This window comes from Haloferula luteola (assembly GCF_014201715.1).
Classification (GTDB): Bacteria; Verrucomicrobiota; Verrucomicrobiia; order Verrucomicrobiales; family Akkermansiaceae; genus Haloferula; species Haloferula luteola.
The window spans coordinates 112,537-139,135 of the sequence record NZ_JACHFD010000008.1; the positions used below are offsets into that span (position 1 = coordinate 112,537).

Here is a 26,599-nt window from a genome sequence, read left to right on the forward strand (position 1 = left end):
ATAGCCACCACCGACCTCCTGGGGTGGGTGCCTTCATGGAGGCGATCGGGGAGAAAAAGGGGGGAGTGGGAAAAGACTTCTATCAAATGCTACCGAATAGCAAGCGTTTCAGTTCTCTAAAGAATTTTCATTGACCGTTGAGAGTCAGGGGATTCATATGGCGTCCGTCTGTTTGGTGAGGTCTTCGCGAGCACTTGGGATTCGCGGGATCGATTCCACCAAGCATTCTCCCCCACCCCCATGAAAACGAAAGCAGCCCTCTTGGGCCTAGTTGGTGCGCTGGTGCTTCCTGCCGGCGCGTTCTCGCTGGATTTCGCCAGCAACGTTGGAGATACCCTCCCGCCGGACCTCACCGTCTCGGTTCCGGGTTATGGCGATGTTCAGTTCGTTGCCGGTTATGGCACCGTCCTGGAGGTTGGCACGACCTTGGGTACTTCCGCGCTGCAGCTGGACGCCGGCGAATTTGTCACGGTGAGCTTTCTTGGCTCCACCGCGACCGATGTCTCGTTCAATCTCGCGGGTTTGAGCCCAGGTGAGGCCTACCCGACCATTCTGCAAACCGGAGCGAACACCTATCTCGTGAGTTCTCAGACGGGAACAAACGGTGCGGGAATCGCTTCCATGACTTTCAACGCCACCGTTCCCGAGCCGAGTTCCGCTTTGCTTGGGATGCTGGGTGGATTGGGTCTCTTGGTCCGTCGTCGACGTTAATCCACGTCGCATCATTGGTTGAACGCGTCCTCACCCGGAGCTTTGGAGTTATCGCCGAAGCTTCGGGTGTTTTTTTGAGAAGGGGCGCCGTTTGAAGGTTCTCGGAAATCGAGATCGGGCCGGGGTTGCGAAGGGGATGTTCACAGGCTTAGCGTCCGGCATCGAACTTTGGATCCACAATGCCCGATTGGTTTCGCCGGGATTCGAATGCGAAGCGGGGGGCCTCCTGATCAAGGACGGGCGGATCGTCGCGTGCGGAGAAAATCGACCCACGGGCTTTTCCGGCCGTGAGTGGGACCTTGATGGGAGAACCGTGGTGCCGGGGTTCATCGACCTTCATGCCCACGGTGCTGATGGATCGGATGTGGCCGATGCGGACGTCGAGGCGATTCGCCACATCGCCCGCCGCAAGCTGGAGGAGGGCGTGACCACTTGGTTGCCCACCACTCTGACGCTGCCACGGGAGCAACTGTGTCGTATCGCTGCGGCCGTGGCGGCCTACCGCGATCAACCCGATTTCACTCGCTGTCCGGGTCTTCACGTCGAAGGACCCTTTCTATCACGGGAGAAAGTGGGGGCTCAGAATCCCCAATGGGTTCGGGACCCCGACCGGGACGAGTTGGAAGCTCTGCGGAAAATTTGCCCAGTGAGCATCCTTTCCCTCGCTCCGGAACTGCCGGGTGCTTTGGAATTGATTCGTTGGGCGTCTGCTCAGGGGATCGTTTGCTCCGCAGCGCATACGGCAGCGAGTTTTGCGGAAACGACAGCGGCTCGAGAGGTGGGTCTTCGGCATCTCACCCATTTTGGCAATGCCATGACGCCTCTTCATCATCGAGAGATTGGAGTCGTGGGGGCGGGACTGATGGATGATCAGTTGAACCTCGAATTGATTGCTGACGGCATCCACTTGAGTCCGGAGATGCTCAAGTTGGTGATCCATTTGGTGGGAGTGGAGCGGTTGATGTTGGTGACCGATTCGATGGCGGGATCGTGGTTGGATCGGGGGGAGGCGATGCTCGGCGGGCTTGAGGTCGTGCTGGACGGGCGTGTCGCGAGGTTGAAAGAAAATGGCGCCTTGGCGGGCTCGATCTTGAAATACCACGAAGGTGTTCGGTTCCTTCATGCTTTGCTGCAGAAGCCATGGCACACATGGGTGGCGATGACGTCATGGAACCAAGCCCGTTCGCTGGGTTGGGAGGGCTTGGGGAAGCTGGAGCCGGGATTCCATGCGGATTTGGCGATTCTCAACGACGATTTTTCTGTCTGGAAGTCGCTGGTGGGCGGCGAAGTGAGGTGAAGTTCTTTATCGTCGGAGGCTTGCACCCGGCCGCTTCCCGGCCACACTCCGCCGCGAAGTGAATCGTATTCCGATCGAGCCGTCGTTCGAGGAATTCGCCCAACTGGCCGGCCGGGGCAATGTTGTCCCCGTTTTTACCCAGTTGGCTGCGGATTTCGAAACGCCGCTGTCCGCGTATCTCAAGGTGCGCGATGGACGGCATTCGTTCCTTTTGGAAAGTGCTGAAAGCACGGATAAAAGTGGGCGATGGTCGATCTTGGGCAGCGGCCCCCGTCGGGTCATTGAGGCGCGGGGCAAGGAGATCACGATTCGAGAAGGGGATCGGCAATCCACGGAAACTGTGGAGGACGATGTTCTGGCCGCTTTGCAGCGGCATATGGAACCCTATCGCCCCGTTCTGCATGGAAGCCTGCCCCCGTTCTGCGGAGGGTTGGTCGGGTATCTCGCCTACGATGCGGTGCGCCAGTTTGAGCCGACGGTGTGCCACACGCCTCCTGATGCTCTCGGGATTCCCGATGCCGTGTTTGTGCTCGCGGACACGTTGATTGTTTTTGACCAAAAGCTGCATCGCATCTTGGTGATCGCGAATGCCCTTTTGGATGAGCACGAAGACCCCGAAGCCGCCTATGTGGCAGCACGGGAGAAGATTGCTGCGATGGTCGAGATGCTCGCCCGGCCGCTTCATGTCCCCGCTTTGAATGGCCTCGCTCAAGTGGCACCGGTCGATGCCGAAAGCAACACGACCCAAGCGGAATATGAAGACATGGTGCGGCGTGGGAAGGAGTATGTCGCGGCAGGCGATGTGTTCCAATTCGTCCCCAGTCAGCGATTCAAGACGCCTTTCGGGCGCTCGCCGGTCGATCTCTACCGAGCCCTGCGGCATGTGAACCCATCTCCTTACATGTTCGTACTGGAGTTGGACGATTTCGCCTTGGTCGGCAGCTCGCCTGAAGTCCATGTTCGGTCGGTGGCCGGTAGAATCGATATCCGACCGATCGCCGGGACGCGATGGAGAGGCAAGACGGTGCAAGAAGACGACGCATTGGCCGCGGACTTGTTGGCGGATCCCAAGGAGCGGGCGGAGCACCTGATGTTGGTCGACTTGGCCCGCAACGATGTCGGCCGGATCGCGCGACATGGTAGTGTCAAAGTCGACGATTTCATGATCATCGAGCGCTACAGCCACGTGATGCACATCGTCTCGAACGTGACGGGGGCCTTGTCTCCTGAGCACAGTGCCTACGATGTGTTGCGTGCGACTTTTCCAGCGGGAACCGTGTCGGGGGCACCGAAGATTCGGGCGATGCAGATCCTCGATGAACTCGAGAAGAACAAGCGTTGTGCCTATGCGGGTGCTGTCGGTTGGTTCGGCTTTGATGGCTCCCTTGATTCCTGCATCACGCTGCGGACTTGCCTGCTCAAAGACGGACAGGCCTATGTCCAGGCAGGGGCAGGGGTGGTGGCCGACTCGGATCCGACGTACGAATACAACGAAACCGTGAACAAGGCGAAGGGGACGCTACGGGCCATTGCCCTGGCTCAGACCCTGGAGTGAACCTCGAACCGTGAACGACGATGCTATTGGTCATCGATAACTACGATTCCTTCACCTACAACCTCGTCCAGTATTTCGGCGAACTCGGGGTGGAGATGAAAATTATCCGCAACGACGACGCCTCCGTGGACGAGATCCGTGAGATGAAGCCTACCCGGATTTGCATTTCTCCCGGACCTTGCACTCCGAATGAAGCCGGGGTCTCGCTCGACGTGATTCGCGAGTTCGGCCAAGAGCTGCCGATCCTTGGAGTGTGTCTGGGTCACCAGTCGATCGGTCAGGTCTACGGCGGCGATGTGATTCGGGCCGAACGCTTGATGCATGGAAAGACTTCGCCGATCCTCCACGAGGGCAAAAGTGTCTTTGCGGGGCTTCCGAGTCCATTCGAAGCGACTCGATACCACTCTCTCATCGTGAAGAGGGAGACGCTGCCGGACTGTTTGGAAATCACCGCCTGGACAGCAGAGGGTGAAATCATGGGGCTACGGCACAAACAGTTGCCCGTCCATGGAGTGCAATTTCATCCGGAATCGATTCTGACTGAGCATGGCAAAACCATGCTTCAGAACTTCCTCGAGTTCTCCTGAGTGGGGACGCTTTCTCTGGCCTACTCTTTGGGGAGCTCCCCAAGGGTGGCCAGGTCTTCGTCTTTCTCTGCCAACTGGCGGAGCTGACTGTTCATCTGGAAAGCCCGTTGCAGGTGCGAGCGCGCCGGACCTTTTTCGCCGAGCACGGCGTGGTAGCAGGCGATGTTGTAGTGAAAAAGTGGATCCTTGATGAGGGAGGTGGGACCGGTCATGAGCCAATTGCGAGCGGCGGCGGTGTCGCCCGTTTCATGGAGGCAGTAGGCTGCGTGGATGAAAAATCGAGGCTCTCCAGGTTCGCGGAGACACAGCAGGCGACCCGTGTCGGCCCCGGCGTTCCAATGGCCGGCTTTCATCTCGGCCACGAGCTTCAATTCGAGGGCTTGGCGCCGCATTCGTTGTCGCGCGTCGAGCAGGGACAGTTCCCGGAGTGCCTCCTCGGGAGACCCGAGTTCCAGCCATCCGAGGGCGGAGGTCAGGGTGCTGACGAAGTCCATCCCTACCAGTTTAAGAGAAGTCGCAAGCGGGAGCAAACCCTCGTTTGGGGTCCGCGATCGATGCCATTCATGCAACGGCCCCGATGGGGAAAGGGTAATTCACCTCAAGCAGGGCAAGACCGTGAGCAGGCGCAATCACCCCTGATCGCTGGTCTGGGGAGGGTCGAGCCCCCTCAAAGAGCAAAGGAATTTCTTCAGGAAGTCGTTTTCCCTGACCGACTTGAACCAGGAGTCCTGCCAGAGCTCGTCCCATTTTGTAGAGAAACGAGGAGCCCTCAATGAGGATCTGAAGCTCGGGAGTGGCATCCAGAATTTCACAACGATGCAAGGTGCGAACGGAATCTTTGAGCTCACCGGGACAGGTCACGGTGAAGGCGAAAAAATCGTGAGTTCCCACCAAAAGTTTCGCGGCCTTCCGCATGGCCGAGACATTGAGGGGAGTCGGAATATGCCACGCGTAGTGCCGATGGAGCGGGTGCATCGCTGGGTGATTCCAGATCCGGTAGGCATAGGTTTTTCCTACGGCATCAAATCGGGCGTGAAACGTGGAGGGGATTGCTTGGGCAGAAACCACGCGCACATCCTCAGGAAGAAAGCGATTCAGGGCGAGCGGGAGTTGCCGGAGGGGGGGCATTCGCGCTCCCTCGCCGATCTCGAAGTGCGCGGGCATGGCGTGGGCATGCACCCCTGCGTCCGTTCGGCTCGCTCCTTCAAGGCGGAGCTTTTGTTGGAAGATCTGCGTGAGGGCGTTCTCGACTTGATCTTGCACTCCACGGCCGCTGGGTTGCGACTGCCATCCGTCGTAGGCAGCACCGTCATAGGCGAGGTGAAGGAGGACTTTGCTCAAGCTCACGGCGATTTTTCAAAGCACGGATGGGATCGAGGAAAAACTCGAAAGGTGGCGTCGGGGAGAAATTTTTCTGCTAGAGGATGTCCGTGAAGCTCAGGATCAAAGCGACTCCCCATGCGCGGAAAAGCGAGATCGTGGGTTGGGAAGAGGATGCTCTGGGAGGTCGAGTGCTTCGGGTGCGGATCGCGGCACCACCTGTCGAAGGGAAGGCCAATGATGCGTTGGAGAAGTTTCTGGCGTCGTGGCTTGGTGTGTCGCGCTCCAAGGTGCGATTGGAGAAGGGCGGGACGAGTCGAATCAAAACCTTCGAGATTCCAGATGGAGTCTTAGAGGAGAGCTGAAGTGGCGGGGCGATTCTCGGAAGGGCGCGCGAAAACCCTCGCTTTCATCGCACGGCGGACGGGAGGCCACGCGCCCACCCTCGAGCCTGCCAGTGAGCTTGGGGGGAGGAGCGCTTTCTCTCACGGGCTACCGTGGTGAGAGTCAGTGAGTTTTCACCAGAGTCATCACACATTCCAAGTGCCGCGTGTGTGGGAAAAGGTCGAAGGGCTGGACCTTTTCGAGACCATAGCCTCCTTCTTGGAGGCGGCCAAGATCCCGCACTTGCGTTGCGGGATTGCACGAGACGTAGACCACTCGTTCCGGACCAAATGCGATCAGTTGGGCAAGAAACTCTTCCGAGCACCCTTTGCGAGGGGGGTCGATCAGCACCGCCGTTTTCTCGGCAGGGAATGCGATCCCTTCAAAGATAGCTTCGGCAGAAGCGGTCAAGAAGGTCGCATTGGAAATGCCATTCTGTAGCGCATTGCGGCGGGCCCAGTCCGCGGAGGTCTCGCTCACTTCCACGCCCGCCACCTGCTCGAAATGGGGAGCGAGGGTCAGTGCGAAAAGTCCGGAGCCGCAATAAGCGTCGACCAAAAATCGCATCTCTCCCTTGCGAGCCTCTGCTGCAGCGTAGCCCGTGAAGTCCGGGAGAATGAAAGGGTTGTTCTGGAAAAAATCGCCAGCGAGGAAATCGAAGGAGAGCTCACCGACTCGTTCGGTGGCGATCGCATTGGGATTCGTTTCCACTCGTCCTTCGACCGCGCGAAGCAGGAGCGTGGCGCCTCGCTTGTAGGTTTTTGCCCTGCGCCGGACATCTTCCCGGACGGAGGGAAGGGCGGCATTGATCTCAGCCATCGCAATGGGGCAATGGGGCACATCCATTTGCCCTGAACGGCGGGCATTGGGCAGGAAGCCAATGGCATCGATCACCCCTTGGCGAGGTTTGGCGAAATGCGGTGTGATCTTGGATCGGTAGCCCCAAATTTGGGGCGAAGGGTGGCAGGGTTCCACCGAATGATGGATGCCTGCCATGTGCTCAAGGAGCTCACCCACTTGGCGAGTTTTCCACGCAAGTTGGGCCGGGTAGGCAAGGTGCTGGTACTGGCAACCGCCACATGCTCCGAATAGCGGACAGCCAGGAGTGGCCCGATCCTCGGATGGCTCGATCACTTTGATCAGGTCGGCACGGGAGTGGTTCTTATCGTTTCGGAAAATCCGCGCCCGGACCTTTTCCCCGGGCAAGGTGAAGGGAACGAAAACCACCCATCCTTCGCCTTCCTGATCGGGGAGATCGACTCGAGCGATTCCATCTCCGAGATTGGTCAGGGACTCGATGGTGAGCACCAATTCCTCGTGATACTCAAAAGGATGGGCATGAAATTTCTTGGGTGGGCGCGGCATCTTCGAAATCGGCGTGGAAACGAGTGGAGATCCGTCGTTCCAATCTCCCATTTACGGAAGCTTGAAATTCGGGCATTGCTCGAGGAATCGCCGGGGATTCTCAAAGAGCACCCGGTCGACTGCCGCGGCATCGTGCCCGCGGCGTTTCATGGCAAGCCCGCATTTTGCGACGGCCAAAGGGTCGGATACTCCCCAGTCGCACGCGGAATTCAACCACAGCCGCTCACTTTCTGCGGTTTCCAAAATATCGATCGCCCGATCGGGAGTGCATTTGCTCTCCGGGTAGAGCGTCATCCCTGCCCAGTACCCGGCATCAAGCACGAGGCCCACCGTATGCTCTTCAACATGATCGACGATGACCTTCTGACGGTCGAGTGAAGGGAAATCGGCGAGGGCATCCAGAATCAAACGAGTGCCCTTCAGCTTGTCCTCCAAGTGGGGAGTGTGAATCAGGATCGGCAAATTCCGATCCGCCGCGAGTTGGACGTGTTCACAAAAGATCGCCAGCTCGTTTCGGGTGTTCTTGTTGAGACCGATCTCTCCGATTCCCAAGACGGTGGGTTTTTCCAAGAACTCCGGCAACAAGGACATCACCTCGCGGGCGAAACCTGCGTCTTCTGCCTCCTTCGGATTGATGCATAGCCAGCAGAAATGAGGGATTCCGAACTTTGCGGCACGCTTCGGCTCGTAATCCGTGAGCTGGCGGTAGTAGTCGAAGAATCCTTGAGGAGAGGAACGGTCAAATCCGGCCCAAAAGGCTGGCTCGCAGATCGCTTCGCATCCTGCCAGGGCAAGTTTTTGGTAGTCATCCGTTGTGCGGCTGACCATGTGGGCGTGGGGCTCGATGTATCGCATCGGAAAGATGGGTCAGGGGTAGAGGATCAGGACCGAGGTGCCCCAAAGGCTCCCTGGAGGGTGGCGGCTTCCATCGGTTCCGAACTGGTGTCGGAGAGGGCTTCGAGGACCGCCTTCGCCCTCCCAGGTTCGGGCGAGAGAATCAGTGGCAGAGCCTTTTTGAGGGCCTCTAAGCGAAAATCCGTCTCGCCGTCGTGCCTTTCGATCCGGTCGAGGAAGGCCGCAAGATCAATCAACTTGCAGCGGGCGTCCATGAAATGGAGGTCGAGGATCTCGCGCTTCGTAAGCATGAGAAAACTCTGAACCGGAGAGCACCCGATGCCCAATGCGAAATCCACCCCCACTCGTTCGTGTTTTCAGGCAGATTCGCAAAATCAGACGAGACTCTCCGTCGCCTCAGAAAGACCTCTCACGCATTCCTCCCACAGGCCTTGCCAATGGCATCGGCCCGAAATCCGCAATAATTCGAGATTCAGTCTCAATAACCTGCGTGCTCTCCCGTAATTTGCCGTTTCTGCATAAAAATGGGATTGCCTTTGCGTAAGAGCTGCTGCGTTTTACGAGGCCACAGGGATCGAAAAAAGCCACGGAACTTGGATTCCGTGGCGAGAAACTGGCCAAAGCTGGTCAAGAGTAAGATCTTTCGTCAAGGTGAAAATTTTGCGTTCACGTGACGAATGCCTGCAAATCCTTGGGGTTGAGCGAAAAGTTCAAAAAGTTCGCATCGGATTTGAAAGTCGCGAATGGGCCTACGAAGTCGTTTTGACTTCGTGGGACGTCACCAGGAGGCGCCATGGCTGATAGGGGCCGCCGCCTTCACCTCGGCGGACCCGAAGAATACGGTCCAGACAGGGTCGATGGGCGGTACCCCGCTCTCATTTCGGGCACCGGAGAGAACTCAGCCGTTCTCGATCCGGGAGGGATCTGGCAAGCTCCGCTGGGGAAGCGATCGCGATCGATCGTCTCCCATCGAGGAGAAGTCGAGGCGCGCGGCGGGTAGCCGTGGGGAACTTTTGGGGAGAAGGCCAGGCGGTCAGTGCCGCCCGGCCTGGAAATTGAAAACTCGGTCGAGTTCTCTCAAAGGGAGTCAAAAGGGCTCTTTACCGAGAGCAAATGGGTCGGCGAAACGTGGGTGTAGACCATGGTGGTGGCGATGCTTCGATGCCCGAGGAGTTCTTGAATAGTGCGAACATCGGTGCCCGCCTCGAGATGGTGGGTGGCGAAGGAATGTCGCAAGCTATGGCTGGCCACTCCACTGGCGAGACCTAGGTCACGAATGACTTCCCCAATCGCATGCTGAAAAGTGGCCTTGTGCCGATGGGGATGGAGTTCGTTTTTCCGGCGACGCCCCGGGAAAAGCCAAAAATCGGACATCCGCTTGGAGCCATCGGCGCGCACGCCCACCCAATCGTCCTGATGGACGAGGTCGCTCCATTCCGCTTGGGCACGGGCGGCCGTCGCGCGCAGATCTTTGAGGATCCGGTGAGCCAAGGGGAGATTGCGGCTTCTACGTCCCTTGGCCTTGCGAACGTAAAGAATGCCCTTTTCCAAATCAAAGTCCTCAAGACGCAAGGACACGGCCTCGCTGATCCGGAGCCCGCAGCCGTAAAGCAGCCCCGCAATCAACCGGTACTCGCAGTCAAGGGAATCGAGGATGCGACTGATTTCGTTCTGACTGCAGATCCGCGGAAGGCGCATTGGCTGACGCCGAAGGTTGACTCCCCAATCGGGTTTGGGGCGATCGAGGAAGCGGCACAGCAATTCGAGCGCGGCTCGCCCTTGGATCTGACTGGAGGGTGAGAGCTTCCGAGTCAGGGCGTAATCTTGAAGGAAATCCTTCTCGCCCCCCTGCTTTCCGGAGTGGCCGGAGGCACGAAAGCGGTCGATCCAGAGGAAGTAGGTTCGAATGGTCTCATCACCGTATCCTGCGGCTCGGGCATAGGAGCGGAAGGCCTTAGTGAATCGATCGGAGTGAAGGGACGGCGCATGTGTTTCATCGGTTAGACAGGATCCATGATACATCTTTTTTGGGACGGTTGGAGTTCGGGTGCATGGGTGAGTGGGGGGCGGGTTGGAGATAGATCAAACCACGGAATCCAAGTTCCGTGGTCAAAAAGAAGACGTTGCGATCACTCATGTCGTTGAAAATCCAAGCCAAGATCGAATTCTGCCTAACGAGAGGTGGCGATGTCCACTCTCCGTTTGGGCGATTCTGTCAGTATGGCGATCGGATGCCGATAAAGGTGACGAAATATGCAAAAACGGAAAGTTTAGGGTACCGCAAATCGGCATATCCAGCATCCGAGTATGCAGATATGGCAAGTTTTGCTGCAGATGACTTCTCTGCGCGATGGGTCGACGCCGACGCCTTCCCTCCGCATGGGCACCGCTCCCATGGCAGCTGCGACGCATTTTCATTGGTGAACGGGAAGCACCGACATTTTCCCTGCGCCGGGACAGCGCAGGGAAGGGTGATCGGCTGGCAGGCGCACTTCTGCACTCTGGGTAGGGGTACCCGGAGGATTGGGGCGTGCTCACCTGCCAGCCGAGTTTTCTCCCGCGTTCCTCGGACGATTCACTGCCACCTTTCCTCCCTCCTTCGCGTCCGGGCCGCCGCGGTGCCTTCGGAGTGTCATGGTCTTGATCCTTTGGATGTCCGGGTGGTCCGGTCGCTCCCCCCCGGTGGGTTTCCCGGGCATCCCTCCTTCTCTTCTTCGCCTCATCCCCCGAGGCGATTTCCCCTTTCGCTTCCCCAGTCTCCCCCGGGGAAGCGAAACCCGCCTGTCGGTGATAACAACAGGCTTCCCCCAAACCAAACACCAACGAATACATGAAAACACGCAGCATCAAGCTGAGTTTGCTCGCGATCACCGCCCTCACCGGCGGGGCTCTCGGGCAAACAACCACCTGGTTCTACGGATCCGGGAACAACTCCGCAAACTACTCGGTGACCGCGGACAACTACTCCAGTCTCGGCAGTGGCTGGCAGGATGGGTGGGCTTCCCAGCTCACGGGTACGACCGGCTACGATACCGTGTCGATTCAGACCAATGCTCCCCAAATGTTCGGCACTCAACAGGCTGGAATCCTGTATGGTTTCGATGGAACCGGTCTGAACTCAGCGCAGGTCTCCACCGCGATGCTCTATCTTCGCCAGGACTACTCGTCGACGAGTCAAACGTGGACCATCTATGGTTTGGCCACAGGGAATACGGGTTGGGATAGCTCGAACATGACCTGGGCCGATCTGGATACATCTTCCGCGACCGATTGGACAGGGGATACCCTGGTGGGCTCTTTGGGGAGCACCTACGGGACCTTTAGCACGACGGGATTGGATGTGGATACGAATATCAGTGTGGATATCACGGATGCGTTCAAGGCCTACCTCGATGGCTCCATTTCAGGCATCGCCTTCATGCAGAATGCGAATGGCACGACCCTGAATGGTGGAGATCGACGGCTCATCGTTTTCAGTGATGAAAACCTCACGTCCTCCAATCTCCCCGGCCTCCTCGTGACCCAAGTTCCCGAGCCCTCAACGGCGATTCTTGGCCTCCTGGGATCCCTCGCCCTGCTGCGCCGCCGTCGTTGATGATTTCCCCCTAACATCGAAAACTGAATAGCAAAAAACAAGCCTCCATTTATGAACTCAAAGTCCAACCTCATGGGTACCGCCTTCCGATCGGCGGTCCTGATGTCCGCTCTTACCGGGATTTCCCACGCTCAAGCCGTCGCTGGCAGTGCTGGAGTCGATATGGGAGATACGGGCAATATCTACAATGCGCCCTACATCAACTACCCGTCACTCTATCCAGGTAGCCTCGACTGGTCTTCGCCAAGTCTGCAGGGATTTATCGTTCCTGCCGCCCAATTGACGGGGATTGACACCTCGGGGAATGATATCAGCTACCTCGATCTCCTGCCGCTGCAATCGCAGTCCATGACGGTTGTGGACTCGACAGGTCCTGTGATCGCGATGACTGCAGGTGCCAGCGCCGGAGACCCCGGTGTCATTCAGATTTACGATCCGGTGAGTGACTCGATGATTTCGGTGCTCTCCGTGGACAGTTCGGGCAATCCGACGGTGGGTGGTTCTCCAGTGGTGACCAGCGCGAATGCGAGCACCTTGGGGGTTTCTCAATGGACGGATGCAGGAACTTACATCCACCCCAAAGACAATGACGCCACCACGGGTTTTGCTGTCGATAAAACTTCAGGATTCGCCAGAATCGGAAGTGGGGGTAGCATTACGGATCATGCTCTGTCGGTAGCGAGAAGTAGCGACGATCAGAATGCAAAATATGCGATTTATGCAGCAAATATATCTTCTGCTTCTTCCAATCAAAATACGACGAATGTCGGCGTTTATGCACGCCAACGTGTGAGTATTGCGAGTGGAACTTCGAACTCCGGTTCTGGTATTTCGGTATTGGGTCTTGCCGAGATGGGTGGTGCTGGTACGATGAATGTTCTCAACGCCATCTATGGCGGAGTGGGAGCGCGATCTGCTGCGGAAACTGGGACGGTAAGTCTGGTTCGAGGTGTCTACGCAAATCCTGGGGTCGCAACGGGGCATAATGTGAAGTTCAGCTCAATCATTGGCGTTCAATCCACTCCAAGCAACTATGGTAGTCAAACGACCAGTACGATGTATGGGGGTTCGTTTGCTGTGCAGAGTTCTGGAACTCTATCCGGGGCAGTGACGACCGCGACAGGTTTGACAGTGTCAGTCGGTAATTCAAATTTCCCGAATCAAATCTCCACGGGCTACGCGATCAATGTTGGTCCGGTAGTTGCACAGGACTCATACGGTATCTATCAGACCTCGTACAATAATCAGAACTACTTGAATAGCCGCGTTGGAATAGGGGGGGTGGCTCCAGCTATTTCTCAAGCCTATGTCTATAATTCTGGTTCGGAGTCATCGGTGGGTGTCGCAAGCGGTTCTTCAGCGCAGTGGGGTGTATACACCTTGGTGAATCCGAACGTGAGTTTGTTGGCTGCGGCTTCCGCAGGCGCTAGAAATACCGGTGGTGCGTTCACTGCTAACTATCTGAATGAGACGGGAAGTCTCTCGACGCAAGTCGGCTCGGCCTCCTATGCAGGTACGCTATATACGGCGAATGCAGCAACGGTGAATGAAGTTACGGCTCTTTCCGGGATTGTTTACTCTCAGCAAGGGACCATTGGGACGGCATATGGCTTGTATTTGGGTGCAAGTAGTGCGGTAACCGTTGGTGGAGTGACTTACTCTGGAACGATCACCAATAATTTTGGTGTATATCAAAGCGTTTCCGCACAGACCAACTACCTCGCGGGGAATATTGGTCTTGGGGTGATCGCTCCGACCACCCGTCTTGATCTTAATGGTCGAATGACCATTCGCCAGAGTTCTGCACCCACTGCAAATCCTCCGACTGGCTGGACGATGTGGGTCGATAGCTCAGGGGTGCTGAAGGCGACCTCTGCCAATGGAACGGTTGCGACGTTGGCCACTCCCAATCCGTAGTCGATGATGGGAATGGGGGAGAGTTGCTCCCCTGTTCACATGAGGCCCCTTCTCTTTCGTAGAGCAAGGGAGGGGGCCTCTTCGGTGGCTCGGCTGCCGATTTTTACCAACATTTGCGTTTATAATTTGCAGTTTCGTTCCATGTTATGAAGAGGTCACCTTTAATCTATTTTTCTGTGGCGTTGATCATTTTGGGAGGGGTCATCGCCGGTCGGTTGCACCGGGCAAACGCTGGGTCGAATGCTTCGAACGTCAGTGAGGGCTCTACAACCGAAACCCCAGCTTCTAGGCAGCGCCCATTAGGGATACCAGAGCTGACTCCTCCCCGTGCAGGGGAACGTCCTTTGGCAGCTGTTCGGCCGTCCCCATCCCAAGGGTCTTCCGCCGAGATTGCCGAGGTCGTTCTTCCTCCTGCTCCGGAATCGGTCGATGATTCAAGCTCTGTCCGAGAGCTAACAGCTTTTCGGCTAAAAGAGCGACGTGATCACGGCGAACCTGTGACGAGGGAGATGGCGATGCACATTCCCAATGAAAGTGAGAACAATCGAGTGGCGCTATTGAATCGTGCTGCCGACCCGTGGGATCTTCCGGATGAAGAGGGTCTCACTCCTTCTCCTCCGCCGAGTCGTATGGATGTGTCGATACTCAATCCTCCTCGTCATGAGCAGGTAGAGGAACCTGCGGAGCCGACAGAAATGACCCCCGAGATGCCACCTGCAGATGATGATTCGCAAGGGAATTCATTCTGAATCCATTTGAAAGCCGATCAAGATATATTGGATTGGGTATTATGGCGGGATCGGATCTAAGGCATATTGGGTTCGGTGATGGATGTGGTCAGTCAAATGGAAGTTTTGTTATGTTTAAGGTGTCGCTCAAATCTCTTCTCCTTCCCACGATCGCCTTCATGGTGTTCAACCCCAAACTGGTCGTGGGAGGGGAACCCCAGCAAGGGCAGGGGGGCTCTTCCGAATCGTCGGTGGCCCGTGTTGTGCCTTTACCCCCTGCCCTTGCGCCTTCCTCTCTTCCCGCTGCCCCCGGGCTGTCGGCTTTAGGCACGGAGAACCTGCTGGTTCAGGAAGTCTCTCCATTGCTGGCTGAGGGCAAGATGGGAGAAGCGGCGGAAAAGGTGGCCCAGGCTGTCGAGAAGGGCAGTGCAGATGGACGATTCCTGGCGGGCTGGCTGGCCTCAACCGGAAAAGGAACATCAGATGGGAAGCCGGATTTTGTTCTGGCGGAGAAAGACTATCGAGCGGGGAAAGAGATGGGACATGAGGCATGTTCGCTGAATCTTGCGATACTCCTCTTCGAGAGTCGGGATCCAGCGAAGATGAAGGAAGCCGCCGAGATCTTAAGGAAGCTCGTCGAGACGGATCCCAAGGAGGCTGGCTTTTGGTTGGGGCAAGCGTGGATGGCAGGAGTCGATTCCGAACCGGATTTTTCCAGTGCGATGGAACTTTGGTCGCATGCCGCTGAAGCGGGGAATGGGGATGCCTATCTCCATGAGGGTTTGGCATGGGCAGGACAATATGGGTTTCCGGCGCGAACGGATCTCCATAAGGCTGCGGCGGTCTGGAAAGCAGGAGCCGAGGCCGGGAATGCCGCCTGCGCCCTGCGACTTGGCCATCTGCTCTTGATCGATGCCCACGCTGCAGGGATGTCGGAGAATGATGCGGCGCGATGGATTCAGCAAGCGAGTGCCGGGTTGGAGGTGGAGGGGACTTATCTTTTGGCGGAACTCAAGCGCACTGGAGGAGGTGGTATCGAGGCGCGAGATCAGGAGGCTGCTGCGGGACTTTATCAATTGGCTGCCGAGGCGGGTTACGTTCCTGCCATGCTTCGACTGGCTCAAATGCTGGAGGAGGGGGATGGGGTGCCCAAAGATGAGGCAGGCGCGGTCTCCGCTCTCCAGGCCGCGGCCAGCCGGCGAAATCCAGAAGCCTACCGGAAGCTCGGCGTGATTCACCGAGATGGGAGCCATGGTCAGAAGGTGGATGAAGCATTGGCAGGGAAGGCTTTCCTCACGGGGGCGATTCTAGGAGATGCGATGTGTGGCCGCGAGCTTGGCAAGGCCTATCGAAAAGGTCAGCTCGGGTTTCTCCCGGACCCGGCGGCGGCGCGTGTGTGGCTTGAGCAATCGACACGAGCGGGGGATGCCCAGGCGGCCACCGAGTGGGCGGAGATGATGATGTATGGGGAGGTGCCAGGAGCTCAAATCGAGGCGATTCGTTCTCTTCTGGTGCAGGGCACTCAAGGGAAGGTGGCACGAGCGGGCCTCTTGTTTGGGATGCTGCTCGAAGATGGACGGATGTTGCAGCGGAACCCCGTGACCGCCTTGGCGTGGTATCGATGGGCGGAAGCTGCGGGCGACCCCGATGCCCATGCCAGGGCCGAGAAGCTTCAGAGTTCGATGAACAAAGACGACGTGGAGGCCGCCGTGAAACTCTCAGCAGAGCTGAAGGAGCCGTCGAGCGGTTGATGCCTTTCCCGAAGTCCCACCCCCCCCTTTGATTGATTTTACCCTTACACCACAAAAATGAATGCATCGATTTCCCCTGGATCGGTTCGAGATCGCGTTTCGGCGCGAAGGTTGAATGAAATGGTTCGGAGAAACCCCCGGTTCGGATCGTGGGTCATCAACGGATCGCCAGCGATCTCGGACGCGAATCCCACGATGGCCCTGGAGTTGGTCCTTAGAGGGGACGAACCTGTTGGCTTCTCGGGTCGACGCGTTCTTGGGGTCATGGGTGGATTTTGGGAGGTGACCTGGCGCCTTGGCGTTCGGTCGCCTGACCGGTGGATATCATGGCATCGGAGACTTCGACGCCGAGATCGACGAGAGGAGAAGGAGGGCCGCGGAGAGGTTTGAATTCCACCGATCTCCTGTGATGAAGGCCCTATTGGCACTTCTCGTCGGTTGTGGGGGGTGGGTCGAAGCGCAATGCGTTCCCAGGCAGGTCATGATGGGTTGTGATGTCAATATGAGAGAGCTTGGAGTGGCCGCCGAAACGGCAAGGCCACCGAAGAGGTGGGTGACATCGGGGCACCGGAACGGACGTCTCATGGAGGAACGGACGATTTCGGGTGGGTCTTTTGAGGATGGGACGTCGAAGTCCTGGGGTTGGCCGAAGCTCAGGAGCGCTTGGCTCCCGTTCATGGATGAAGTCGTCGAAGGGGATCGCGAACGATTCGTTGTTTCTGCGCTCCCGGAAGTGGTGGGTTACTGGGTCATTGGGAGCTCACTCGGAGATTCGGTTGGGGATTCGGAAGGACGGTGGATGGAGTCTGTGAGTTATTTTGCGATGAGTCGCGCCGCATGGCGGGGACAACCGCCGATGGGATCGGATCTGCAGCGTGGTTCACTCTTGGGATCTCAATGGGATGAAACCTCCGATGGGGTGATTTGTGTCCCGGTGGTGGATCGGAGTCTCTTCCGGGATTTTTGGGGGACGATAGAGCCTGCCATTTTCAGCTTCATGACCTCAGGAGATCTTCCCTCCATCTCCTCGATGGAGCCGACCGAAGATGCCTTGAGCGGCCACCGTCTCGGTGAGATCCCGGTGGATGGCGAGCCGCCATGGATCGTCGAGGAGGATGCGGGTTTTGAGTTGGGTTCTCTATCCGCCCGGGGGAGGAGCGGTGAGGATGGCGAAGAAGAGGTCACTCAACGGAACCGTGAAACGTGGTCCTTCGAGATTCCTGAGGATTTGGCGTTGGATCGCCTCATGGATTTTCCGTTCGGATTTCGTCCTCCGGTGGAGAACCATGGGATGACTTTTGAGGAGAAGCCGGAGCGACATTTTGCCCTCCCCCAAGAGCAACCCAGCGGGGTGGTTTCGTTGGCCGACTTGTGGGAAGTGGAAGAGAGTTCGAGATCACTTCTTGAGGATGAGTCCAGCTCGGCGGAGAAGTGGAAGCAGCGGTCGGTGGTGGTGTGGGAAGGCGCGAATTCTCGACGGGTGTTATTGAGCAACGGTGATGTGGGGGTTTCCACGGTTCCGGAGCCTCGGGTCGTGGTGATGGTGGGGGTGGCCGCCGTCTGGGGAGCGGGGAGACGGCGAAGGGCATCCAACTTGAAAGGAAGATGAACACGGAAGATTTGATCCATTTTCAATGTCCGGCATGTGGTCATGCTCTGACCTCTCCGCATTATGGAGAAGAAGGGCCTTGCCCGATTTGTGGAGGCCGAGTGGTGGCTCCAAGTGAGCCGGTGCCGGGAAGGAGTTCGATGGATGGGTTTACTTTTCTGTCGGGGAGGGCCGGCCGTCTTGAAGCGCGACCTGATCGATCGCGAGTCACCTTGGAGCATCGAAATTCACCCGTGCCTCCATCGCCCATGGCGGAGGAAGAGCTGGCAGGGAATGAAGAAGTCCACGAGATGGGAAAGTGGAGTCGCACGGGGATTCAAAACTTCATCCCTCTCGGCGCGGTCTCTCGGAAAGAGGAGGCCTCCGAGCGCAATCGGAAGAGAGACCCGGAGGGAGGGCTATCGAAATGGGTTTGGTTGGGAGGAGGGCTGGGTGTGTTGGCAGTGGCCGCGTTGTTTCTGGGATCCCTGGGTTGGCGGCAATCTCGGGTGATTGCGGAGGAGACGGAGATCACTCCGAACCTGTCGTTTGATGATTTTGTCGTTGCTCATGAGTCGTTGAAAAGGGAGGCCGCGGAAAGCTTCGCGAGATTCTTGGCAGAGGAAGACGCCTTGGGAAAATGTCGGTGGCTCTTGGGCGAGACTCGGCGTTTGCAGGAGTTGGAGGACTATTTGGAGAGTGGTGGTCGTTTTCCTGTGGTGACGGAGGGGGACCAGTTTCATTTGTCGCCGATGGTATTGCCGGACCTGAAGAAGGGGTATCTGGCGATTCAGTATGTCCCGGTGGAACTTGTCGAATTGAGTTTGGAGAAGCCGATTCTTCCCTCGGAGGTGTCTTCGGGTGCAGAGGCTCCAGGGTTTTTGGAGGAGGCGACAATGGCTTCGGTGACGGTGCAACAAGGACGACCGAATCGCGCCGCATTGCTGGTCTATCAGCGGAGAGGTGAGAGACTGCTCCTCGATTGGGAGATCTTCTTTCAGACATGGAATCGCCGATTGGCGGCGTTTCGTGATGGGGATCTGGGGGACGGGCCGATGCGTTTTTGTGTCTTGGTTTCGGAAGATGTGGCGGTGAGTGCGAATGGCGAGACGCGGGCCAATTCCATCTTCCGCATTGAGGACCCCGTCCACGAAGCGGACCATGTGCGGGTCGAGATGATGTCATTCGACCCCTCTTTGGGGCCGATGCGGCCGGTCACGACGGGCCAGAATGTCACGGACCCTTTGGAGATGGCAAAGCCACGTGCCGCTACGCTCGATTTGAAGAGGGATCCCAAGTCCGGAAAAGTCGTGATTGCTCGATTCGTGGGATGGGGAATTTCCGGGTTTGGAGATGGCGTGGATCAGTATGCGGAGGGAGGAGTTCGCGAGGACGGATGAAGCAACGGAGAAAAGGGGTTCGCTTGGCTGCCGCTCGCAGGGATCGCCAGGCAAACCAGAAGAGCGCGATGCGCTTGGCCGTGGTGGTGAGCGATGCGCATCTGGGGAGTCGAAGAGAATTCTGCGATGCCGTCCGCGATGCGGCGTCGGGTGAGCCGGGTGTTCGGGTCTATGAGCTGACCCCGAAGTCATGGAGACATCTCAGAGGAGGCGGCCTTGAGCCACTCGATGGAATCATTGCCTGGGTGGGCAGCAATGATGAGGAGATGGTGGACGTATGGCGCTCGGGGATCCCGGTGGTTCATTGTGGACGGGGCTTCGAGGGGCGAGTGCCGACGATTCGTGCCGATGGAGGAGACGAATTGTTGGGCAGGTTTTTAGAGGAGTTTGGAGCGGAGGCGGTAGCGATCGTCACGAGTCGAGAGGCGGATGCGAGCCACCTTCGGGGTCCGCATTTTGAGAAGTTCTCGGCGGTCTTTTCGGGCGTTAGAATCGATCCAAGTCTTGAGAAGGAGGCATTGTGGAGCTTGGCGGAGGAGCCGGAGTTGGATGCATTTTTGAGGTCATTGCCCAAGCCCTGCCTGATTCAAGGTGTGCATGATGAAATGGCCGTCATGATCTGGAAGCGGTCCGTGATGCTGGGATTTCAGGTGCCAGCGGAGGTGGCGGTGTGTGGATGGGGCGACCATGCTGTGGGCCAGGCGGCGGCGGCGGGGTTGTCCACGGTTCGGATGGATGTGCGACGGCTGGGCGATGAAGCGGTCCAGTACCTGATGGCCCATTTGAGGGGGAGGCGGCTTTTGGATGAGGCGATGGAAGTTCGGATTCCCGGGTTGGTTTCGGTGATCGAACGTCGATCCACGGGGGGGAGGATGACGCCCCTTCGGGAGTTCGCCGAGATCCGGAGATGGCTGAAGGCTTACCCAGATGGGGGGGTGACGGTGGAGGCGATGATCGCGAGTAGTTCGATTCCACGGGTGCGCTTTTACCAGGCATTCATGGCGACCTTTGGGACTTCACCGGGGAAGGCGATTCGTCATTCAAAGCTCGCGAAAGCCAAGCGGCTCCTTCAATCTCATGAACTCTCGATGGCGGAAATTTCCAATCGATGTGGATTCTCCGCTGAAGGAGATTTCGCGAAGTTCTTCAAACGCGAAGTGGGTTGGGGGCCGGCGGAGTGGAGAAGAGAGAATTCGGAGATTTGCTAGAACGCCGGCACGAAAAGGGCCCGTTGGGGAAGCTTGAAGGGGGGCGGAATTCCCCCCTTTTCAGAAATACGAATGCCCTGAAAAAAATACGCAATACGTCTAGGGATTCATTTCATTAGGTGATAATGATATTTCACTGATCCTAAGTAATGGGATCTCTCTCCTCCCCCTCCCCCCATTTGATCGTTGCTGAGCTCGAGTTATCGATGGCGTGCATCAAGTGAGGTCCCCCTGGGTGTGGATTTTCCCCATGGACTGGATCGTGTTTCAGATAACGGATGTGGCCCGGATTCTCGATGCCAACGAGAGGAGTCCGTGGGGATGGCGGGTGGATTGGAGGAGGAAGCTACGGGGTGGGGAGGCGAAGGGAAGGGCACCTCGACGAGAAGGATTGGATTTCAGTTTAACTTTTAATTCTAGAAACGATGAAGCGGAAGCGGAATAGCAAGGTGAAGGGTGTTCGATTGGGATCTCAGGTGATTCCATCGTTGGTGGTGGCGTTGGGTGCGGATGCGGCATGGGCCGCGGCCGGGGGGATGGGAGGGACAGGTGCCGCAGTGACGGAAGGGGCGTCGGTGATCCATTCGGGTGCCGTGGCCGGAGGAGTGGGGGGGGCGGGAGGTTCGGGAAGCTTGGGTGAATCGGGCGCGTCAGGATTGGCGGGTGCGGCTGGGTCGAGTGGGGCGTCAGGGAATGCCGGGGCGAATGGGACTTCTGGAAATGCAGGGGTGGCGGGTGCTGGTGGTGTTTCTGGTGCCGCTGGTACGAGAGGTTCCGTGGGTGTGAATGGGATCGATGGAAGTACGGGATCTGCAGGAAGTGTTGGGCAGCAGGGGGGAGACGGTGCTGAGGGTGCTGAAGGGATCGCGGGCGCGGATGGGGTTTCCCTCGGCGAGTTGAGTCGAGGGGCGGACGGAGCGGATGGATTGGCCGGAGCGGACGGAGCGGATGGGTTTGGGGCTTCCGGAGCTCGTGGTGGGGATGGTGCGAATGGGGGCAACGGGACCCAGGGAGGTGTTGGAGGTCCGGGGGGTGCGGGAGGTGACGGTGCGGAGGGAGCCGCCGGAGGCGATGGCTTGGTGGGAGCGGCGGGATCGACGGGGTTTCAAGGAGGAGCGGGTGGAAATGGGGGCACCGGAGGGATGGGAACGAGCGGAATTGCGGGCGGAAATGGAGTGGCGGGAACTGCCGGAGGGGATGGGATTCAGGGCGGAGCTGGAGGCTCTGGTGATGATGGGACGGCGGGCTCAGCGGGCTCAGCAGGGGTTCGTGGAGGCGATGGAGTGGCGGGTGGTGATGGAATTCGCGGGACGGATGGGGCTGATGGAACGGATGGAGGTGACGGTGAAGATGGGGGCGACGGTGGAACCGGTTATGCGGTGGGGATGCATGCGATTTTGGTAAATCGTGGAGAGATTTATGGAGGAGATGGTTCTGTGGGTGGCGACGGAGGAGATGGGGGTGATGGAGGGAAAGGCGGCGATGGGGGAACTGGTGGTGATGGTGGGGATGGCGGTACCGGTGGTGCTGGTGGGACGGGCGGCGACGGCGGTTCCGGGGGAGTTGGCGGCGACGGCGGTGTGGGAGGTGATGGAGGAGTGGGTGGCGACGGTGGTTCCGGGGGAAGCGGCGGGGTAGGTGGGCAAGGGGGCATCGGTGGCGACGGTGGCCTGGGTGGCGAAGGAGGTACGGGGGGCACTGGAAGTGCCGGAGGCGATGGAGGAGATGGCGGTAGCGGTGGACAGGGAGGTAGCGGAGGAGATAGCACCGGTGGTACCGGAGGTGACGGCGGCAATGGTGCTGCGGGGGTGCAAGGGGGCGACGCGGCTCTTGGAAGTGAACTGGATGGTGGCGACGGAGGTGATGGGGGTGACGGCGGCGACGGAGGTGACGGCGGCAATGGAGGCATCGCAGGCAACGGTGGTGCTGGTGGGCAAGGTGGAGCTGCGGGTGATGGCGGCGGGGGAGGGGTCGGAGGAGATGGAGGGATCGGAGGAGCGGGCGGAAATGGGGGAGCAGGAGGGATTGGGGGCGCCGGTGGCCGAGGGGGAAATGGCGCTGCTGGAGGACTCGGCGGAAATGGTGCGTCGGGTGGGGATGGTGGAAGCGGTGGATCGGGTGGGGATGGAGGAAATGGGGGTGCTGGCGCGGCGGGTGGAAGTGGAGCGATGGCAGGGAATGGTGGCGACGGCGGGACCGGCGGTGCGGGTGGCGTTGGCGGTCGTGGTGGCCGAGGTGGGCAGGGGGGCGTGGCAGTGCAGTTGGCTCAGGGAGCCACTTTACGGAATGAAGGAACCATCGCTGGAGGTCATGGAGCTCAGGGGGGTGGTGGTGGGGCCGGAGGTCTCGGTGGAGCCGGAGGTCTCGGCGGAGCCGGTGGAGTTGGTGGTGAAGGAGGGCTTGGCGGAGAGGGTGGTCTCGGTGGCGAGGGCGCTCTTGGTGGAGAAGGGGGGAACGGTGGTGCCGGAGGATTGGCTGGTGATGGAGGTGCCGGTGGAACTGCGGGAGCAGGTGGCCTCGGTGGTGCCGGTGGAGTCGGCGGTGCTGCGGGCCTCGGTGGTGCCGGGGGCATGGGTGGGACCGGAGGCGCTGGTGGTCTTGCGGGATTGGCCGGAACGGGAGGAGCGGGCGGACTGGGTGGTTCCAGTGTGGGTGGTGCCGGTGGGATAGGGGGGCTTGCTGGCCTCGGTGGTGAAGGTGGTGCCGGGGATGGAGCGGGTTCTGCCGGGCAACGTGGAGAGGATGGAGTCGCGGGAATGAACGGCGATGCGGGCCTGGCTGGAACGAGCGGCCTGGCAGGTATCGCGGGAGAGGCAGGTGCTGAGGGTTCTGCTGGGGCTTCGGGCATCGGCGGTGTCGATGGTGAGGCTGGTGCCAGTGGCATTGCGGGCTCGACCGGAATGGACGGCGTCCAGGGGATCGACGGGCTCCCGGGTGCGGAAGGATTGGCAGGAACGGCTGGTTCTACTGGAGCGGTAGGACTTTCAGGAGAAAGTGGCTCGGCAGGCACTGCCGGGGCTGACGGTGGAGCTGGTGCATCAGGGGCGGCCGGTGCGGTTGGTGCCGATGGCTTGGCGGGGGTCAGCGGTGCCACCGGTTCGGCGGGTACCGACGGATTGGGTGGGGTCGCGATTCAGGGGGAGGGTCAAACGACGGTGATCAATGCGGGGACCTTGTCGGGCGGTTTGGCCTATGATGGGGTGACTCGCGCCCGGGCAGTGGAGTTCACGGGAGGAGGAAACCGCCTGGAGCTTGAGGCAGGGTCGGTCATTGAAGGCGATGCGGTGGCCATCCATGACGATGGCGAAATCGATACTCTGGCCCTAGGCGGTATCGAAGATGGGAGCTTCGATGTGTCCGCGATCGGGGTGCAGTACCAAGGGTTCAATGCCTTTGATAAATCAGGGAGCAGCGTTTGGACCTTGGAGGGAGAAACCTCGGAAGTCACTCCCTGGAGTCTGAGTGAGGGGGTGTTGGCGGTTTCTCGCGAGGAAAGCCTGGGCGCGGAGAGTGGTTCGCTCACTTTTGATGGAGGAACCTTGCGAGTGGTGGGAACGGAATATGGCGGTACGAGCCGGGAGGTGACGCTGCTTGATGGAGGAGGATCGTTTGAAATCGAGGAGGGCGCGGCAGTGTTCACGGTGGAATCTGCCATCACGGGTTCGGGAGATTTGGCGAAGCTCGGGGAGGGAACCTTGGTTCTGAATGCGTGCAATCCGATCACGGGGACGACCTTTGTGGATGAGGGGACTTTAGTGATCGGATCGACTGAAGAAGACTCAGGTGCATGTGTGGATGGAGATGCGGTCGTGGCTCGCCAAGGGACTCTGGCTGGCTTTGGGACGGTTGGTGGTCAGCTGTCCAATGAGGGGACGGTTTCTCCGGGATACGGAGACGGTGAGGTGGGGACCTTTAGCGTGGGAGGAGATTTCACTCAGGGCTCAGGAGGCACCTTTTTGGTGGATGTGGCAGGGGATTCGAATACTGCCGATCGATTGGACGTGGAAGGAAGCGCGACGCTTGATGGGGCGTTGGAAGTGCGAGTCGGTGGTGAGCCGGATTGGTACCACCAGCACACGGTGGTCGATGCCGAAGGTGGGGTGAACGGAGAGTTCGCGACGGTGGCGACGGATCGGGAAAACGTCGATGGAATCGTTCAGTATGTGCCGGGTGAGGTGCAATTGGAGCTGTTCCGAAATGATGTGGTGTTCACGCGAGAGGTCCCGAATTTGACTCCGAACCAATTCAACACGGCGGGTGGGCTGCAGGGGGTGGATCCAGAGGGTGAGGTTTACCGAAACGTTCTGATTGCGGGGAAAGCGCAGGCTCCGCGGACGTTGGATCAGCTTTCAGGGGAGGGGCATGCCGGGCTTGCCTCCGCGATGGTGGCGTCGGAACGAATCACGCGAGGGATCATGGTGGATCGGATGCGACAGGGGGTGGCTTCTCACGCGGAGAAGGGGACTTCGGGGCCGAGTGCGCCATCGTATGGTGATAGCAAATCCGGGGATGTGGTGAGTCCGGTCGAGGATCCCAGGGCTCGGGGATGGGAGCTGTGGGCGGAGGGGGTGAGTGATGAGCTGGACTTGGATGGGGATTCGAACGCGGCTTCGGTGAGCCAATCGCTAGCGGGGATCTACGTGGGAGGGAACCTGATGCTCGGAGGCGGTTGGGTGGTCGGCGCAACTTATGGTCATACGGCAGGCGACGTGACGGTTTCGGATCGCCGGTTCGGCGCGGACGTCGAGAACAACGTGTTTGGTCTTTCCGCAGGCAAGCAATGGGAAGTCTCGGACGATGGGTTGGTGCGCTGGGTGTTGGGTGGTTCCTACACCATGAGTTCGATCGAGGCGGAACGAAGCGTGGCCTTTGGTCGGCTCAACGAGCGATTAAGTTCGGAGTATGATAGTACTGCGACGCAGTGGTTCACGGAGATCGGCTATGAAAAGCGGGTGGCGAGTCGCACCTTCTTGGAGCCCTATTGGAATCTCGCATGGACCTCGTATTCATCCGATGGATACCAAGAGCGAGGTGGGGCGTCCGCGTTGCGGGGGCAGGGCTCGGATCTGGACCAGGTGACCTCGGTGGTCGGGGTGCGGGTGAGGCGGGAGTTCGATCTCGGAGCATTGCCGGCCTGGCTTCAGGCAGGATTGGGATGGCAGCATGTGTCGGGAGATCTGGCGGGAGTATCCAGTCATGCATTTGCTGGGGGGCCCCAGTTTCAAGTGACGGGTGCAGCGATCGATCGCGAATCACTGATGCTGAATCTTGGTGCCGGATTGCGGATTACGGATTCACTGACGGTGGGTGCCTCATACACGGGGACCTTTTCGGAGCAGAATACGGAGAATACCTCGCGTCTGCATGTGGAGTGGGGATTTTGAGGAAGACGGCAACGATGGATGGTATGATGAAGCGTAGAAATGACAGGCCGTTTTGGAGGGTCGGACTCACCATGGCGCTGGTGGGGGGACTGGTTTCTTGTCGGCGGGCTGGGTCCGACGAGGCTGGAGATCGGATTTCAGGGATTTCAGTTCCACAGGAGGGATTCTCTTTCTCGAGTCGGGAGTATCGGGAGAGCGATTTCACCGCGTGGATGAGCAAAGCAGAGCTGCAGGTGACTCAGGACCGGCTGCCGCAAGACATGTATTTGGCGAGGGTTGAGGGTCGGCTGGATCGAGGTCGGACGGAGTATCGAGGCGTGATGGCCGTTTTTCCTCGCGATCGATTCGACCAATGGGCCGTGATGTGGGGGCTGGATGAGGACGAGTTGTTCGAGTGGGAGGTGTCGTTGTTGCGGGCGGGCTTCCAGAGGCAGGAAATGCAGGTGTTTGCGGATTCGATGGGGAGGAGCCTTCATCAGATGGTGTGGCTGCAACCGCGTGGTGTGGCAGAGGACGGGGAGGCGTCGGTGACGGCGGTCGCCGCCGAACCGGGGGAGTTGGCGGATGAGATTCGTGCGGGAGTTCCAGAATCTGCGGAGGCCCCGGGCGAGTTGAGCGAGGCCGCTGCGAGGGCCGAGCAGAATGACGAAGTTTCGAGGCCGGCTGAGTCCAGCTCGGCGGATTCGCGTGAGGAGCGAAGGGAGGAGCCTTCCGGGAGGGCGCGAGAATATGTGGTTCGGCCGGGGGATACCCTCAGCGGAATTGCGAAGCGCTATGGGGTCTCGGTGGCACAAATCAAGCGCGACAATGGGTTGCGTTCGGACATGTTGCGAATTGGCCAGAAGTTGTCGATCAAGGGAGGATCCGGTGCCAAAAGGTGAGTGGAAGGACGGGTCTGGGAGAATTCGGGCCGGGCTGAAGTGGGGGCGAGGCATCCCCCTTGAATGGGGAATT

General features: G+C 58.9%; 20 protein-coding genes. 14 read left to right on the forward strand and 6 right to left on the reverse strand.

The window, feature by feature from the left end; genetic code table 11:
• Positions 1–240: 240 nt before the first annotated feature.
• From HNR46_RS09500 to HNR46_RS09515, 4 genes are all read left to right on the forward strand, one after another.
• A complete protein-coding gene (locus HNR46_RS09500; protein WP_184018142.1) occupies positions 241–711 on the forward strand; it encodes a PEP-CTERM sorting domain-containing protein in 471 nt (156 codons plus the stop codon).
• 136 nt (positions 712–847) lie between these two features.
• On the forward strand, positions 848–2,008 hold the full coding sequence (gene nagA / locus HNR46_RS09505) for an N-acetylglucosamine-6-phosphate deacetylase (protein ID WP_184018144.1): 1,161 nt from the start codon (positions 848–850) through the stop codon (positions 2,006–2,008).
• A gap of 58 nt (positions 2,009–2,066) precedes the next feature.
• On the forward strand, positions 2,067–3,563 hold the full coding sequence (trpE, locus tag HNR46_RS09510) for an anthranilate synthase component I (RefSeq protein ID WP_184018146.1): 1,497 nt from the start codon (positions 2,067–2,069) through the stop codon (positions 3,561–3,563).
• A gap of 20 nt (positions 3,564–3,583) precedes the next feature.
• A complete protein-coding gene (locus tag HNR46_RS09515; RefSeq protein ID WP_184018148.1) occupies positions 3,584–4,150 on the forward strand; it encodes an anthranilate synthase component II in 567 nt (188 codons plus the stop codon).
• 20 nt (positions 4,151–4,170) lie between these two features.
• On the opposite strand, the gene HNR46_RS09520 is transcribed toward HNR46_RS09515, so the two are convergent.
• Positions 4,171–4,644: a tetratricopeptide repeat protein gene (locus HNR46_RS09520; protein ID WP_184018150.1), complete on the reverse strand. Its 474-nt coding sequence runs from the start codon at positions 4,642–4,644 to the stop codon at positions 4,171–4,173.
• 67 nt (positions 4,645–4,711) lie between these two features.
• Positions 4,712–5,497: a tRNA pseudouridine(38-40) synthase TruA gene (gene truA / locus HNR46_RS09525; protein WP_184018152.1), complete on the reverse strand. Its 786-nt coding sequence runs from the start codon at positions 5,495–5,497 to the stop codon at positions 4,712–4,714.
• 83 nt (positions 5,498–5,580) lie between these two features.
• Between truA and HNR46_RS09530 the strand changes: the two genes are divergently transcribed.
• A complete protein-coding gene (locus tag HNR46_RS09530) occupies positions 5,581–5,835 on the forward strand; it encodes a DUF167 domain-containing protein (protein ID WP_425491690.1) in 255 nt (84 codons plus the stop codon).
• A gap of 142 nt (positions 5,836–5,977) precedes the next feature.
• Here the strand turns inward: HNR46_RS09530 and HNR46_RS09535 are convergent, their stop codons facing one another.
• The 4 genes from HNR46_RS09535 to HNR46_RS09550 all read right to left on the reverse strand — a co-directional run bounded on the left by HNR46_RS09535 (position 5,978) and on the right by HNR46_RS09550 (position 10,096).
• Positions 5,978–7,219, reverse strand: coding sequence for a class I SAM-dependent RNA methyltransferase (locus HNR46_RS09535; protein WP_184018156.1), 1,242 nt, complete (start codon positions 7,217–7,219; stop codon positions 5,978–5,980).
• Positions 7,220–7,270: 51 nt separating this feature from the next.
• A complete protein-coding gene (locus HNR46_RS09540; protein WP_184018158.1) occupies positions 7,271–8,074 on the reverse strand; it encodes a TatD family hydrolase in 804 nt (267 codons plus the stop codon).
• Between the two features lie 26 nt (positions 8,075–8,100).
• A complete protein-coding gene (locus HNR46_RS09545) occupies positions 8,101–8,364 on the reverse strand; it encodes a hypothetical protein (protein ID WP_221285100.1) in 264 nt (87 codons plus the stop codon).
• Between the two features lie 787 nt (positions 8,365–9,151).
• Entirely contained in the window at positions 9,152–10,096 is a 945-nt protein-coding gene (locus HNR46_RS09550) for a tyrosine-type recombinase/integrase (protein WP_184018160.1), read from the reverse strand.
• 808 nt (positions 10,097–10,904) lie between these two features.
• On the opposite strand from HNR46_RS09550, the gene HNR46_RS09555 reads away from it, so the two are divergent.
• The 9 genes from HNR46_RS09555 (at position 10,905) to HNR46_RS09610 (ending at position 26,526) form a co-directional block, all read left to right on the forward strand.
• Positions 10,905–11,669 carry a DNRLRE domain-containing protein gene (locus HNR46_RS09555; protein ID WP_184018162.1) on the forward strand — a complete coding sequence of 255 codons (765 nt, stop codon included), beginning with the start codon at positions 10,905–10,907 and terminating at the stop codon, positions 11,667–11,669.
• 102 nt (positions 11,670–11,771) lie between these two features.
• Complete coding sequence (locus tag HNR46_RS09560) at positions 11,772–13,586, forward strand: hypothetical protein (RefSeq protein ID WP_221285101.1); 1,815 nt, start codon at positions 11,772–11,774, stop codon at positions 13,584–13,586.
• A gap of 868 nt (positions 13,587–14,454) precedes the next feature.
• On the forward strand, positions 14,455–16,065 hold the full coding sequence (locus HNR46_RS09565; RefSeq protein ID WP_184018166.1) for a tetratricopeptide repeat protein: 1,611 nt from the start codon (positions 14,455–14,457) through the stop codon (positions 16,063–16,065).
• Positions 16,066–16,741: 676 nt separating this feature from the next.
• Positions 16,742–17,674 carry a hypothetical protein gene (locus HNR46_RS09570; RefSeq protein WP_184018168.1) on the forward strand — a complete coding sequence of 311 codons (933 nt, stop codon included), beginning with the start codon at positions 16,742–16,744 and terminating at the stop codon, positions 17,672–17,674.
• 233 nt (positions 17,675–17,907) lie between these two features.
• On the forward strand, positions 17,908–19,053 hold the full coding sequence (locus tag HNR46_RS09575) for a hypothetical protein (protein ID WP_184018170.1): 1,146 nt from the start codon (positions 17,908–17,910) through the stop codon (positions 19,051–19,053).
• A 68-nt stretch (positions 19,054–19,121) separates the two neighbouring features.
• Positions 19,122–20,261, forward strand: a complete 1,140-nt coding sequence (locus tag HNR46_RS09580; protein WP_221285102.1) for a helix-turn-helix domain-containing protein — start codon at positions 19,122–19,124, stop codon at positions 20,259–20,261.
• A gap of 588 nt (positions 20,262–20,849) precedes the next feature.
• A complete protein-coding gene (locus tag HNR46_RS09585) occupies positions 20,850–21,047 on the forward strand; it encodes a hypothetical protein (RefSeq protein WP_221285103.1) in 198 nt (65 codons plus the stop codon).
• Between the two features lie 356 nt (positions 21,048–21,403).
• Entirely contained in the window at positions 21,404–25,645 is a 4,242-nt protein-coding gene (locus tag HNR46_RS09605; protein WP_425491691.1) for an autotransporter family protein, read from the forward strand.
• Positions 25,646–25,857: 212 nt separating this feature from the next.
• Positions 25,858–26,526 carry a LysM peptidoglycan-binding domain-containing protein gene (locus tag HNR46_RS09610; protein ID WP_221285104.1) on the forward strand — a complete coding sequence of 223 codons (669 nt, stop codon included), beginning with the start codon at positions 25,858–25,860 and terminating at the stop codon, positions 26,524–26,526.
• Positions 26,527–26,599 lie beyond the last annotated feature (73 nt).

Bases quoted from the DNA above. Each gene is read 5' to 3' on its own strand.
- HNR46_RS09540 (WP_184018158.1), bottom strand. From the start codon at position 8,074: ATGCGATACATCGAGCCCCACGCCCACATGGTCAGCCGCACAACGGAT.
- HNR46_RS09605 (WP_425491691.1), top strand. From the start codon at position 21,404: ATGGGAACGAGCGGAATTGCGGGCGGAAATGGAGTGGCGGGAACTGCC.
- HNR46_RS09560 (WP_221285101.1), top strand. From the start codon at position 11,772: ATGTCCGCTCTTACCGGGATTTCCCACGCTCAAGCCGTCGCTGGCAGT.
- HNR46_RS09545 (WP_221285100.1), bottom strand. From the start codon at position 8,364: ATGCTTACGAAGCGCGAGATCCTCGACCTCCATTTCATGGACGCCCGC.
- nagA (WP_184018144.1), top strand. From the start codon at position 848: ATGTTCACAGGCTTAGCGTCCGGCATCGAACTTTGGATCCACAATGCC.
- HNR46_RS09555 (WP_184018162.1), top strand. From the start codon at position 10,905: ATGAAAACACGCAGCATCAAGCTGAGTTTGCTCGCGATCACCGCCCTC.
- HNR46_RS09520 (WP_184018150.1), bottom strand. From the start codon at position 4,644: ATGGACTTCGTCAGCACCCTGACCTCCGCCCTCGGATGGCTGGAACTC.
- HNR46_RS09535 (WP_184018156.1), bottom strand. From the start codon at position 7,219: ATGCCGCGCCCACCCAAGAAATTTCATGCCCATCCTTTTGAGTATCAC.
- HNR46_RS09580 (WP_221285102.1), top strand. From the start codon at position 19,122: ATGCGCTTGGCCGTGGTGGTGAGCGATGCGCATCTGGGGAGTCGAAGA.
- HNR46_RS09515 (WP_184018148.1), top strand. From the start codon at position 3,584: ATGCTATTGGTCATCGATAACTACGATTCCTTCACCTACAACCTCGTC.
- HNR46_RS09500 (WP_184018142.1), top strand. From the start codon at position 241: ATGAAAACGAAAGCAGCCCTCTTGGGCCTAGTTGGTGCGCTGGTGCTT.
- HNR46_RS09550 (WP_184018160.1), bottom strand. From the start codon at position 10,096: ATGTATCATGGATCCTGTCTAACCGATGAAACACATGCGCCGTCCCTT.
- HNR46_RS09570 (WP_184018168.1), top strand. From the start codon at position 16,742: ATGGATGAAGTCGTCGAAGGGGATCGCGAACGATTCGTTGTTTCTGCG.
- HNR46_RS09610 (WP_221285104.1), top strand. From the start codon at position 25,858: ATGAGCAAAGCAGAGCTGCAGGTGACTCAGGACCGGCTGCCGCAAGAC.